11 protein-coding genes are annotated in these 12691 nt (G+C 50.7%); 4 read left to right on the forward strand and 7 right to left on the reverse strand.

Going from position 1 to position 12691, the window contains the following annotated elements; translation table 11 throughout:
* Window positions 1-186: 186 nt before the first annotated feature.
* From B5G27_RS05530 to B5G27_RS05540, 3 genes are all read right to left on the reverse strand, one after another.
* Window positions 187-1188: a LacI family DNA-binding transcriptional regulator gene (locus B5G27_RS05530; protein ID WP_087177934.1), complete on the reverse strand. Its 1002-nt coding sequence runs from the start codon at window positions 1186-1188 to the stop codon at window positions 187-189.
* Between the two features lie 100 nt (window positions 1189-1288).
* Window positions 1289-2758: a rhamnulokinase gene (locus tag B5G27_RS05535; protein WP_334293389.1), complete on the reverse strand. Its 1470-nt coding sequence runs from the start codon at window positions 2756-2758 to the stop codon at window positions 1289-1291.
* Between the two features lie 98 nt (window positions 2759-2856).
* Complete coding sequence (locus B5G27_RS05540; protein ID WP_087177936.1) at window positions 2857-4662, reverse strand: L-fucose isomerase; 1806 nt, start codon at window positions 4660-4662, stop codon at window positions 2857-2859.
* 148 nt (window positions 4663-4810) lie between these two features.
* Here B5G27_RS05540 and B5G27_RS05545 point away from each other — a divergent pair, with 148 nt between their 5' ends.
* Complete coding sequence (locus tag B5G27_RS05545; protein ID WP_242958238.1) at window positions 4811-5656, forward strand: helix-turn-helix transcriptional regulator; 846 nt, start codon at window positions 4811-4813, stop codon at window positions 5654-5656.
* A gap of 125 nt (window positions 5657-5781) precedes the next feature.
* Here the strand turns inward: B5G27_RS05545 and B5G27_RS05550 are convergent, their stop codons facing one another.
* Together B5G27_RS05550 and B5G27_RS05555 are read right to left on the reverse strand one after the other, a co-directional pair.
* A complete protein-coding gene (locus tag B5G27_RS05550) occupies window positions 5782-7080 on the reverse strand; it encodes a tyrosine-type recombinase/integrase (RefSeq protein WP_087177938.1) in 1299 nt (432 codons plus the stop codon).
* A 108-nt stretch (window positions 7081-7188) separates the two neighbouring features.
* Window positions 7189-7854: a helix-turn-helix domain-containing protein gene (locus tag B5G27_RS05555; RefSeq protein ID WP_087177939.1), complete on the reverse strand. Its 666-nt coding sequence runs from the start codon at window positions 7852-7854 to the stop codon at window positions 7189-7191.
* 183 nt (window positions 7855-8037) lie between these two features.
* Here B5G27_RS05555 and B5G27_RS05560 point away from each other — a divergent pair, with 183 nt between their 5' ends.
* Complete coding sequence (locus B5G27_RS05560) at window positions 8038-8253, forward strand: helix-turn-helix domain-containing protein (RefSeq protein WP_087177940.1); 216 nt, start codon at window positions 8038-8040, stop codon at window positions 8251-8253.
* Between the two features lie 259 nt (window positions 8254-8512).
* Window positions 8513-9940, forward strand: coding sequence for a MobA/MobL family protein (locus B5G27_RS05565; RefSeq protein WP_087177941.1), 1428 nt, complete (start codon window positions 8513-8515; stop codon window positions 9938-9940).
* Window positions 9941-10040: 100 nt separating this feature from the next.
* On the opposite strand, the gene B5G27_RS05570 is transcribed toward B5G27_RS05565, so the two are convergent.
* Window positions 10041-11657, reverse strand: a complete 1617-nt coding sequence (locus B5G27_RS05570) for a hypothetical protein (RefSeq protein WP_087177942.1) — start codon at window positions 11655-11657, stop codon at window positions 10041-10043.
* A gap of 116 nt (window positions 11658-11773) precedes the next feature.
* On the opposite strand from B5G27_RS05570, the gene B5G27_RS15965 reads away from it, so the two are divergent.
* Window positions 11774-12346, forward strand: coding sequence for a hypothetical protein (locus B5G27_RS15965; protein ID WP_162611197.1), 573 nt, complete (start codon window positions 11774-11776; stop codon window positions 12344-12346).
* Here B5G27_RS15965 and B5G27_RS05575 read toward each other — a convergent pair.
* A complete protein-coding gene (locus B5G27_RS05575) occupies window positions 12265-12645 on the reverse strand; it encodes a TnpV protein (RefSeq protein WP_087178157.1) in 381 nt (126 codons plus the stop codon). The two genes, B5G27_RS15965 and B5G27_RS05575, sit on opposite strands and share 82 nt — an antisense overlap.
* Window positions 12646-12691: the final 46 nt, after the last annotated feature.

Here is a 12691-nt window from a genome sequence, read left to right on the forward strand (position 1 = left end):
TTTCAGGCACATTCCACATTATTCACAAATGCAAATCAGCTTTCTTGTCAAATTATACAACTCACTCCTGCCTTTGTCAATAAACCACACTTATTTGAAAGTGAACCGGTTCGCTTTCGTTAATCTGCCATATCATTTCACTTTTCCACTCAGTTTCAGCAGAATTATTTGTGCAATCTGCCGGATTCACAAAAGTCTCCTGACAGAATCTCCCTGCCGTATAGACGCGGCAAAACTGACCCTCACGGGTCCGCCTTCTTCCTGATGCGTTATCCTTTCCAGAAGCATCTGTACAGCCCTGGACGACATCTCCCTCATCGGCTGGGATACGATCCACAGCCGCGGCCGTATGACTTTCGACAAAAGCAGATCATCGAATCCTATGACAGAGATATCTTCCGGGCAGTTCCTGCCAGACTCATTCAGCGCAAGTATCCCGCCCAGGGTCGTATCGTAGTTGCTCAGGATGACCGCTGTAGGCGGTCCCTCCATCGTCAGCAGCCTTTTTATCCCCTGATAGCCAAGCTCAAAGGAATGCCGGCCGCCCACCCGGTATTCTTCCGGGACATGGATCCCATAAGTCCGGAGAGCATCCTCGTACCCCTTCTTTCTCTCCATCCCGGTATACTCGACATCGGATGAAATAAGGGCGATCTTCCTGTGCCCGTACTCGATCAGCATCTGTGCCGCGCGGAATACTGCTGTACGGTTATCCACTTCCACACAGTCCGCTTCCTCTCCGCGGAAAGCCCGGTCAAGAAGGACTACCGGCACTCCCGCCTTCTTTGCCGGCCTGAGGAAATCTCCGGTCAGACTCACCGCAAACACCAGGATCCCGTCCACCTTACGGCTCAGAAGGAACTGAAGATTTTCTTTCTCCATCTCCTCATTATTACACGAGTCACAGATCAGCATCCCATACCCGTTTTTGTGGAGCTCCTGCCCCAGATAATGCAGCATATTTCCCACAAAGAGACACTGTATATCATAGACGAGCACTCCGATCGTCTTTGTCCGGTTCGTCACCAGCCCTCTTGCCAGCTCGTTCACCTCATAGTGCAGTGCATCAATCGCCTCTTCGATCAGTTCCCGGTTCCTCGGAAGGACATTCCCGCCATTCAGATACTTTGAGATTGTCGCCAGGGATAACCCAGTCCTGTCCCTGATATCGCGAATTGTTGCTGCCATAATTACTCCTTTCAGGGAGCAGCGTACCGTTTATTGTGCATTTTGTTTAACACAATCACTGTTTTTATTAAAACACACAGCACTTTGACAAGTCAAGCTTTTATACCAATATCTTCTTAAATCTCTCGTAAGCCTCGTCCCACGCTTCCGCATCCTGCGGCTCGTAAATCTTGATATCCTGTGAACGTTTAATGATCTCTCTCGCCTCGCCAAGAGACTTGATATCGCCTGAAGCCATCAGCTGCAGCGCTACGTTTCCAAGCACGGTAGCCTCGACCGGGCCGGCGCTCACGCGGCATCCGCACGCATTTGCCGTAAACTGGCACAGCAGTGCGCTCTGTGTTCCGCCGCCCACCATGTAAACCGTCCCGTAATCTCTGCCCGTACAGTCTTTGATCTCTTCCATCGCATGGCGGTACTTCATCGCAAGACTCTGGTTGATGCAGCGCACCACCTCGCCGACCGTCTCCGGAACCGGCTGCCCTGTCCTCTTACAGAACTCGCGGATACGGTTCGGGATATCGCCCGCCGGCGTAAACTCCGGTGCGTCCGGATCGATAAAGCTCTTCAGCGGCTCTGCTTCTTTCGCCATGATCTCCAGTTCGCCGAATCCGTATTCCTGGCCCTCGCGGATCCACTGACGGCGGCTCTCCTGGATGCACCACAGGCCGATGATGTTTTTCAGGAAGGAGGTCTTCCTTCCATATCCGCCTTCATTGGTGATATTGTAATGCTCTGATTTCTCATTGATGATCGGGGCCGGAAGTTCGGTTCCGAGCAGGGACCACGTTCCGCAGCTCAGGAAGATGAAGTCATCCTCTGCTGCCGGTACCGCTACGAGGGCGGACTGTGTATCATGTCCGGCAACCGCCATGACATCGATCTTGTCAAGTCCGAGCTCATTGCAGATCTCATCGGTGAGCTCGCCGATCTTCGTTCCCGTCGGAACGATCTCCGGGAAGATATTCTTCGGAAGTTTCAGCGCGTCGATCACTTCGTCCGACCACTCGCCCTTCTTCGCATCGAGAAGCTGTGTCGTGGATGCGATGGAATACTCGGCCATCTTCTGTCCTGTAAGGAAGTAATTGAAGAGATCCGGCATCAGGATCATCTTATCCGCGCGGTCAAGCAGGTCTTTCCTGTTCTTCAGGAGATAGAGCAGCTGGAACGCCGTATTGATCTCCATGAACTGGTTTCCTGTGATCTCATAGAACTTCTGCTTATCGATCATCTTGAAGCTTTCTTCAAGCATGCCCTCTGTACGGCTGTCACGGTAGTGGACCGGGTTCTCAAGGAGTCTGCCCTCGGCATCCACCAGGCCGAAATCCACGCCCCATGTATCAATACCGATACTCTCGATCTTTCCGCATTTTTTCGCTTTGATGAGCCCCTGTTTGATCTCAAAGAAGAGGCGGAGCACATCCCAGTACATGGTGCCGTTTAAGATAACCGGGTCATTGGAAAAGCGATGCAGTTCCTCGATCGTGATCTTCTCACCGTCAAAAGTCCCGCACATTGCCCGGCCGCCTGAAGCGCCAAAGTCAAATGCCAATACTTTCTTTTCCATAATATTCTCCTTTATTTGTGGCAAGAGGGCTGAAAGATCTGCTTTCAACCCTCTCCTTTCTCAAATCTCAAATCATACTTTATGCAGAAATTATGCTTTTATTATTTGTACGGTTTGTAGAGTGCGCCGTAGTTTGCGCATGCTCTGTAGTCAGCGCCTTCCTTGTCCATTCCGAATGCGTTCCATGCTGCCGGGCGGAAGATCTTCTCTGTCGGCACATTGTGCATAGCAACCGGGATACGGAGCATAGATGCGAATGTGATCAGGTCTGCGCCGATGTGTCCGTAGGAGATCGCACCGTGGTTAGCGCCCCAGTTGTTCATTACGTCATAAGCTGACTTGAACGCGCCTTCCTTGCCGTCGCATCTCGGAGCGAACCATGTACACGGCCATGTGTAGTCTGTACGTTTCCAGAGTGTATCGGATACATCTTCCGGAAGACCTACTGTCCAGCCCTCTGCGATCTGAAGCATCGGTCCAAGGCCCTTTACAAGGTTCAGACGGATCATTGTAGCCGGCATCTGTACTTTCGTCTCGAAACGGCTGGAGTATCCGCCGCCGCGGAAGTATCCGAGGTCAGCCATGTTCCATGTGGTAGCGTCCATGATCGCCTGCTGGTCTTCTTCTGTTACATTCCACCACTCTTTCATAACGCCGTTGCCGTTCTCATCTTTTGCAGCGCCGCATGCATCGAGGCAGCATGCACCGGAGTTGATCAGGTGGATGATACCGCCGTTCTCTTTCGCAACACCCTCAAGGTCGTAGCCCGTCACTCTCTTAACAGCCTCCGGGCTCCAGTATGTACGAACATCCGCGAACATCTGAGCGCGGTTTGTAAGGAGTTTCATAAACAGCATTCCAAGACCGTTGAGTACGTCGTTCTCTGTAGCCAGGATGTACGGCTCACGTGCTCCATCCCAGTCGAAGGAAGAGTTGAGCATTGCCTCTGCGAAGTCTCCGTTCGGATAGAAGTCTGTCCACTGTCTCTGTCCCTGGAAACCTGCTGCGATCGCGTTGTGTCCGATCGCTTCCTCGGAAAGCTCCTCCGGGAAGTTCTTGTTGCCCTGCATCAGGTCTTTGATGATAACAGCCATCTTAACAACGAACTCGAACTGTTTCTCTTTCTCTTCCTGAGATTTCTGCAGTTCAACCGGGTTCTTGTCGAATCCGATGTGGCATTTCTCTTTTGCCCATGCAAGAGCTTTCTGATACTCAGCCTCGTCGTAGATGCCTTCTGTCATGCGGCGGATGATCTCAACCTCGTCAACAGACTCAACGCGCATGCCAAGATAGGACTCGATGAAATCCTGATCAATGATAGATCCGCCGATACCCATTGTAACGGAACCGATCTGCAGCCATGATTTTCCTCTCATGGAAGCAGCTGCAACTGCTGCACGGCCGAATCTTAACAGTTTCTCTTTAACGTCTTCCGGGATCGTCATATCGTCAGCATCCTGAACATCATGTCCGTAGATACCGAATGCCGGAAGGCCTTTCTGAGCGTGTGTGGCAAGAACGGATGCCAGGTATACAGCGCCCGGCCTCTCTGTCGCGTTCAGGCCCCATACAGCCTTGATCGTCTGCGGATCCATATCCATTGTCTCTGAGCCGTAGCACCAGCACGGTGTAACTGTAAGTGTAATGTCAACGCCTTCTTTTCTGAACTTGTCCGCACAGGCAGCGCTCTCGCCCACACGTCCGATCGTGGAGTCAGCGATCACAACCTTAACCGGCTCACCGTTTGAGTATTTCAGGTTCTCCTCAAACAGTTTCGCAGCATTCTTAGCCATAGCCATTGTCTGGTCTTCCAGAGATCCTCTTACATCGAGAACACCTTTTCTTCCGTCAATGGTAGGCCTGATGCCGATCACCGGATAAGAGCCTACGTATCTGTTTTCTGCCATAGTAACATTCCTCCTATTCTCTGGCTTTGTAAGATTTATACCTTGGTTATTATTATAATACTATTTTTTTGATTTGTCTCGTGATATAATAGAATAAAAATATAACGATATTCACTTTTTATACAAAGGAACGAAAGATATGAAATACATGAGCTACCGAGAGGACAAGAAGCACGGGACCTTTGACTTCCCCATAGAATTCTACCATGTAGGACCCACCCATCCCCGGTATGAAATGTCGTACCACTGGCACATAGAATACGAGATCATCCGCATATTAAAGGGCGGATTCCTCATGACGATCAGCGAAGAGGAATTCCTCGCCAAAGAGGGGGATATCATCTTTGTCAAAGGCGGGCTGCTCCACGGCGGGATCCCAGAGAACTGTCTCTACGAATGCATCGTCTTTAACCTGGACTCGCTGATGACCTCCAGCCTTGCCGGCGAACGGCTCCTCAAAAAGATCCGGAGCGACTCCATACTGATCCGCAGCCACTTTTCTCCCTGCGACTCCGAACTCACCCATATCACGGACCGCATGTTCGGGCAGATGAAACTGCGGGCCGAAGGACATGAACTGTTCGTCATCGGCACTTTTTATGAATTTTTCGGGTATATCCTTGAACATGGCTGCTATGCCGCCACGGAAGAGGTCTCCACAAAGGAAGGCCGGAGGATCGAACATCTGAAAAAAGCTCTTGAAGTAATCGAAAATTCCTACCCCGACTGCATCACACTGGACGACCTTGCAAAAGCGGCGGGGATGAATTCCAAATACTTCTGCCGGTATTTCCGGGAGATGACACACCGCACCCCCATTGATTACCTGAACTACTACCGGATCGAGCAGGCATGCTTCAAGCTCGCCACCACCAACAGCTCCGTCGCGGATATCGGGATGAGCTGCGGGTTCAACGATGTAAGCTACTTTATCAAGACCTTCAGGAAATATAAAGGGATGACGCCGAAAAAATACCTGAGCGCACCGCTGTAAATCTGGATTAAAAACTCAAAATTCCTAAAACCATTGATATTACAAGGCATTTCGCCTGTCCAATGCTCGGTTTTCATGTATTTTCCCTTGTTTTTGCCCTTACGAGCCGAAACAAGGGAAAGTTTTTATGCCCCGCCGACTACCTTGTCCAGCAGCCTTGCGGAAGTACGCTTCGCTTCCCTTGTAGCGTGAGCGTAGATGGACATTGTGGTATTGACATCGGAGTGCCCTAACAGCTCCTGCACATCGGTGGGCTTTGCCCCGCCCGACAGCAGGTTGCTCGTGTAGGTGTGCCGCAGCATATGGAAGTGGAAATCCTCAAGCCCCTCGACCTGTTTCCTCGCCTTCTGGCATACCTGACCGACCGCCCCGGTGCTTTCAAACATCCCGTTCGGCCTGACGCAGACAAAGGATAATTCCTTGTACCCTTCAGGGACTTCCGCCGTCCTCGGCAGGCTGTAAACCTCGTAGTAGCTGCGGTCTTTTTCCTTCACTACAGTATAGTAGTTCAGGTGGTAAAGCTCCCCGTACTGGAAACGGTTTTTGTGCTGCTCCACCTTCGCCGCCCGCAGGATTTCCGCCAGCGTGTCGCAGAAGTCCACTGTGCGGACTTTGCTCCGCTTGGTCGTCCCTATCTCGGTCTTGTGCCTTGTGCCGTTGTACCGCATACTGCGGCGTACCGTCAGGTACTGCTCGTCCAGATTGATGTCCTGCCATGTCAGGCCGCAGACCTCGCCAATGCGAAGCCCCGTGTAGTAGGCGATCTGTACGGGCAGCAGCGCAGGGTTTTTCCTGTCTTTCAGATAGCCGGTCAGCTTCAGGTATTGCCCGTGGGTAATGGTCGGTCGGGAAACCGCCTCGGCTTCCTCCCCGCAGAAGATGTCCGCTTCCTCTTTCCGTCCCCGCAGCCGTACATACTGCATCGGGTTGAAGGTAATCAGCCGCTTCGGGAACACCGCAAAGCGGAACGCCCCTTGCAGCACCGCAGAGAACTGGAGCATATATCCCTTGCTCATAGGGGGAGAGGCCGTCCCGTCAGGGTTTGTGCCGCCGTAGCTCATAAAGTCAAGGAACGCCTGCAAATGGTCGGCTGTGACCGTTTTCAGCCTGCGGCTGCCTATCGGGTATTTCTTGATTTTTTTGACCGCCGCCGTGTACGCCATGACCGTCCCGTTGCTCAGGCTGCTGGGCTTTAAATCTTCCTCAATCCACAGATCCAGCATTTCGCCTACGGTAATGTTCTCCGCCTTGCCTACAAACCTTTTGGCTTCGTAATCTTCCATCGCCTTGCGGAGCAGGGCTTCCGTTTCGCTCTTGCTCTCCGTGCCCGCAAACTCCTTCTGTACCTGCCTGCCGCTTTCATCTTCGATATAAAAGCGGTAATACCACTTCCTGCCTTTTTTCCTTACAGAACCTTTTGCCATAGATAAAAATTCTCCTTCCTATCCGTGGCAATCGGAACTGTGACATATGGTGTGCGTAAAGTAATGGTGTCACTTCCGCCGGTTGGTTTCAACCGGCCTGTTTTTTTGTCAAGGTGCCACGGAATTTTCTTTTTCGGACAGCCGTGCTTCGGCTTCCGCCACTATCCCGAAGAGATCGCCCATGGATACCTTTGTGCGTCCCTCATCGTAGATATGTAAAATCCCGTCAAGAAATCGCTTCATATCTTCGATAGGCTGTTCCATTTCCTTGCGGTATACCCGTTCGGTAATCGCTCCCGACTCAATCGCATACCGCCTGAGCGACTGCTTCAAGCCTTCGTCCTCCGCCACACGGTCAACCTCTGCCATAGCGTCTGCGAAATGGCAGGTCAGGACTGTGTAGAGGTCAATCAGCTTTCCGAGAAAGGTTGTCATAAGCTGTTGGTGCCCGTCCCCTTTGACGGCGGAAGTAACCGTATCCAGATACTTCCTGATGTGCTCCGTTAGTTCGTTTTCACAGAGCGTCGGGACGGAATACTCTTTTTCTTCCGAAAGGCCGGTCAGCCATTCGGGAGTGGTCAGCAGCGCTTCCGCAAGCCCGTTGATGACCATGCTTCTTGTGGGATTTACCCCGTCTGTTTCATACCGCTGAATGGTGGACTTGTTCACGCCCACACGCCTGCCGAGTTCGGGCATGGAGATTTTCAGTTCGTTTCTCCGTTCCTTGATCCGCAGCCCTACCTCTTTTGCGGTAAGCATTTTCCTGTCATTCAAGGCTTTCACCTCCTAACGAGTATTATCATAGCACAAATAGATTGAATTTACAACCCTATTTTGCGTATTTCTTTGTAAAAATTTATTGAATGGGCTTAAAACGAGTTGACAAACAATGGCAATATAAGTGTAATAACAATGCAAAAGTTGCAAAATGAGTATTCCAAGAAGGAGGTCGAGAGAATGAGCACAGTCAAAATGGGATTTACCATAGAGGAAGCGGCGGAATGTACGGGTATCGGCAGGAATACCATGCGGAAGCTGGTGGACTGGGGCAAGCTGCCCGTGCTGAAGGTTGGGCGCAAGACCATTATCCGCAGGGACACGCTGGAACGGTTTATGACCGTCAATCAGGGGAGGAATCTTCTGAAGCCCGATGATGTCCGAAAGGTGGAGTAAACCCGTCCTCAAAGCCCTCGGCGTTTGAGAGCGAAATACACCACTCGCACAAACCTGCGGTTTGTACTCAGGGTATTTCGCCCCTGCGGGGAGCCTGTATCACAGCTTGCAGGGCTGCCGCCGCCGCTGTGATACAGAGAAAATTGCGGTGCAATTTTCTTTGGCTGCTCCTTTGTCAAATGCCATCGGAACAGCCGCAGCCGGCAAGCCGGTTGCAAAATGAGGCAGGCATTTTACCAAACAGAAACGGAGATGATTTATGACACGCCACAGCTTTATCCAGATGTCAAAGCTGTCCAATGTCAGGGGAAGAATATCGTATATTACAAGCCACGCCAAACAGGAAAACCTCTATGCCACCTACCGCACCGCAGACCATTCCTTTTGGAGCAACCTCGCAAGGGAAAGCCAGCAGGAGTTTAAGAGAAGCGGCGCAGAGGGGAAGTGTATCGAAGCGAGGGAACTGATTATCGCCCTGCCCGAAACCTACACGCAATACGAGCCGCAGCAGGTGCTGGAAGATTTCACGGAGGAATTCCGCAGGCGGTATGATGTGGAATGCGTGTCGGCGCTCCATCACAACAAGCGAAAGACCAATTACCACATCCACCTTATCTTCAGCGAACGGCGGCTGCTTGCCGAGCCAGAGGTTAAGATTGCAACCCGCAGCGTATTTTTTGACGAAACGGGCAAACGGGTACGCACCAAAAAAGAAATCACGGGGGAGGACGGGCAGATACGGAAGGGCTGCACCGTTATCCCGAAAGGCGGCGTTTACGAGCAGCACCTTTTCACGGTAAAGGACGGGCGTTTCAAAAGCGAGCCGTTTTTAGAGGAAGTCAAGCGGAATTATACCGCCCTTATCAACCGGCATATCGCTGATCCTGAGCAGCATTTACGGGTTTTTAATCCCGACAGTATCTACTTGCCGACCAAGAAGATCGGCAAGAACAATCCCAAAGCCGCCGAGATGGAAGCGGACAACGCCGCAAGGCAGGAGTGGAACAGGACGGCGGATATGGCGCTCTTATCGGGAATAGAGGAGGCAAAGATACTGGAAGTCAAAAAAGAGGAAATCCACCAGAAAGCAAGCCAGTCCATTAAGTCGCACGGCTGGCTGCCCAGCCTGTTCCGCAGTATCGTAAACAAAGCGAAGGAATTTTTGCAGAATCTGATACGCCAGACGGAGCTGCCGCCCAAGCCGGTGCTCAATCTGGATATGGCGGAGTTTGGTGCCATGCAGAAGCTGATGATACGGGTACAGGACAGGGCACGGGAAATCCGCAGCTTGCAGGAGGAAGTCCCCAAGCTGAAAACGCAGCTTGCCGAAACAAAGGGTATTTTCAAAGGCAGGGAGCGGAAAGAGCTGGAAGTAAAAATCCGGCGGACGGAAGAAAAAATCTCCGCCATGCTGGAAGAACTGCCCGAAATCTTAAAAGAGGACGGCTATCCCGATGTACGGGCGTTTATGGCGACCTACCGCAAGGCGGAAGCCGTGGTAGAGAACTACAACCGGGAGCTTGCCGAATGGGAACGCAAGGTCAGGGAAAAAGGGAAACCTGCCGAAAAAGAACAGGCAGCGCCGCCCCAGAGGGAGAGCGTATTGAAGCGCCTGCGCCAGCTTCAGGCGGAGGGCAAAAGTCAAAAGCCAAAGTCAAAGCGCAGAACCTACGACATGGAACGATAGCTTTCACATCGAAAACAACACCGCAGGCTTCCTGCGGTGCATAATACTATAGAGAATGCGCCCCGTGGCTTCCTTCCGCAGGGCGCATGGTTATATGGATTTATTTGCTGTATTTTCTCTTGCGGCTGTAAACGGCTGTGCCGGTCAGGGCTGCGCCAGCAGCCAGCAGTACCGCAATCCAAAGAGCGATATTGCTGTCATCGCCGGTCTGCGGAGAAGTGGTATCTCCCGTCTGGTCGCCGCTTGGCTTATCGGTATCTGTCGGTAGCTCAGACGGTGTTTCGCTCGGCTTTGAAGGCTTGGACGGTTCTTCTGTTGTCCCCGTTGCGGGAATTTCCACCGCTGCTTTCTCATAGCCGCAGACGGTGCATTCCTCGTGCTTGGAACCTGCTTCTGTGGCAGTCGCTTCCTTATCCGTTACCCACGTAAAGCTATGTCCAAGAGCAGCAATTTCTTTTACTTGTTTATCGTCGCAAATCTGGCAGACGCTTTCTTCATAGCCTGCTTCTGTACAGGTAGCCGGCTTTTCATCTACTACTTTATATTCATGCTGATGTTCCGCCGGATAAACCACATGGCCGCTTGCAGGTAATTTTACATCTGTAAGTACGTAGGCGGAACAATGCGTCAGGTTCATTGTTACCCGACCATAAGCAGTACTGAGTTCGCCGACATACTCCAGCTTATTTTCACTTGCATTGTGGTGATACAGATAGGAGGTTTCTCCGAATTTTCCGGAAGGAAGTTCTGTCATGAAGCTGGTTCCAGCCGGAAGCACGCCGCTGTGGGAAAACTCAAAAATCTGCGTGGCTGTGCCCTCCGGTATCAAATCAGAAATTCCCTCCGCAGCTTCACTTGTCGTGACCCCTAAATGAACGTCTCCCGTTACATCTGCAATTGCATTTCCGGTAAACGTCCATTCGGTCTCATACATACCCGTATAGCTTACAACCAAGTTTTTTTGGTTTGTTTTCAACTGGTTAAGTACAGTTTCCGACAAAATGTTCTCCGCCGAAAGTCCGTTTGTCATATGCACTTTTATTGTAGTTGCCCGGTTAGTAGTAACCGCCTGAAGAACATCTTCTTCGGCTGCACTCATACCATTAAAATATCCAACATCATACGGCCATGATTCATCAACTGTCAGAGGAAGTATTTCGACCTCACAGTAGACCTGTAAACTACCAGCGGAATCGTCATTTAAATTTTTTAAATAGAAGTGTATTTGTGCAGTCCCACCATTTAGATCATTCCTATTCTGAAAGAATTCTCTAAGGCCGGATTCCGTTAATGTAACCGTCTTATTTGTATTGGAAATCATGATCCCATTCACAATTACCGGATCATAGCCCCATGCCATCATCGCACTATCAACGATTATATAATCGGGACAATCAATATCAACGACAATATCCCCATTTCCGTCCCACGTGTCGTTTTTCGGTATAGTGTGGATCTGATCGATGATGTCATCCCAGCTGCCGTTTCCCGCTTTCGAATCGACCTGATTCGTTACATCCTGCGCCTGTGACGCGATACTGTTTTCACCGCGCAGCACACACTCGCCGTCATGTCCTGCTTCCAGCGTGCAGCCCTCTGTTGCTTCACAGGCAACTGAGGGTGTTCCCGCTTCCGCTGCCAGTACAGCGCCGGGAAGCAGCGTTACCGACATAACCAGCGAAAGCAGCAGTGCCGGTATCTTTTTTCCTGTTTTCATTTTCGTCCTTTCCTTTCTTTTACAGTTATTGATGTGCCGAAAAAACACAACAAGGCACATCCCGCCCATGATAGAATGGGCAGAATACACCTTCTGTTTTTATTCGGAATTTCTGCTTGACAGGAAAAAAAGACAGAATTACGCTTTGCTTGCTTGCTTGCTTGCTTGCTTGCTTGCTTGCTTGCTTGCTTGCTAACAGTGTGCGTCTTGCCGCCATTTTTGTCAAGCCCCTTTCTGAATATAAATATACATATAAAATTTTACCACAAATCCCGCTGGATTTCAACCTCTTTTCGAGAAAAAATGGGTGCGCTATCAACAATTCAGGTCAAACCTTCTATTCCGCTGCGTCGACATTTAGAGGTCAAAAAAACCTGATTTTAAGCCGCATTTTGAGCCTGAACTTTGAGGGGCAAGGTGTTTGTACCTTGCCCCTCAATTTTGCGTCTGAAAGCGTTACAGGCTCAATTTTGCAGCTTTATCATTACCTCGTCTATAAGGTCTGTGTATCTGCCCTGCGTCAGCAGCTTATTGCGGTAAGCCAGCAGAGCGTTGAAAAGATACCGTCTTTCTTCTGCCGTCAAATAAAGGTGGTATTTCTTTTTTCTCATACGAAGATTACCTCGGCATTGACGGTTTCTATAACCGCTGACCGCAGGGCGTTCATTCTCTGCACCCACTCCATTTGATTGTCGGCTTTCAGCGTTTCGGTAATGCCTTCACGCTCTGCCCACTGTTTCATAAGCCGGTCAAACAGCTCCTGCGCCTGTTCTTCCACATCGGCAAGATAGGATTGCAGCTTGCCGCTTGTCAAAAGGTTGGTATAAAGAGCCTTTTTATACTCTCGGATATACCGCAAATGACGCTGCCCCCATACGCCGATAGACCGTTCTTCTTTTTCGGCTGGTAATTCCAAGCAGGGGATATAATAATCGCCCCGCAGCTCATACCAAAGACCGTTTTGCTGGTTATAGATGTACTGTTCCATTTTGTAATCCTCCAAAATCATATATTCGCACATACATCACAGTTTC

Origin of the sequence: Lachnoclostridium sp. An76 (genome assembly GCF_002161355.1) — a bacterium.
GTDB classification, from domain to species: Bacteria; Bacillota; Clostridia; order Lachnospirales; family Lachnospiraceae; genus Mediterraneibacter; species Mediterraneibacter caccavium.

What these genes read in the sequence shown, in the direction of transcription:
- B5G27_RS05530 (WP_087177934.1), bottom strand. Translation starts at nt 1,188, where the DNA reads ATGGCAGCAACAATTCGCGATATCAGGGACAGGACTGGGTTATCCCTG.
- B5G27_RS05540 (WP_087177936.1), bottom strand. Translation starts at nt 4,662, where the DNA reads ATGGCAGAAAACAGATACGTAGGCTCTTATCCGGTGATCGGCATCAGG.
- B5G27_RS05545 (WP_242958238.1), top strand. Translation starts at nt 4,811, where the DNA reads ATGAGCTACCGAGAGGACAAGAAGCACGGGACCTTTGACTTCCCCATA.
- B5G27_RS05550 (WP_087177938.1), bottom strand. Translation starts at nt 7,080, where the DNA reads ATGGCAAAAGGTTCTGTAAGGAAAAAAGGCAGGAAGTGGTATTACCGC.
- B5G27_RS05560 (WP_087177940.1), top strand. Translation starts at nt 8,038, where the DNA reads ATGAGCACAGTCAAAATGGGATTTACCATAGAGGAAGCGGCGGAATGT.
- B5G27_RS05565 (WP_087177941.1), top strand. Translation starts at nt 8,513, where the DNA reads ATGACACGCCACAGCTTTATCCAGATGTCAAAGCTGTCCAATGTCAGG.
- B5G27_RS05570 (WP_087177942.1), bottom strand. Translation starts at nt 11,657, where the DNA reads ATGAAAACAGGAAAAAAGATACCGGCACTGCTGCTTTCGCTGGTTATG.
- B5G27_RS05575 (WP_087178157.1), bottom strand. Translation starts at nt 12,645, where the DNA reads ATGGAACAGTACATCTATAACCAGCAAAACGGTCTTTGGTATGAGCTG.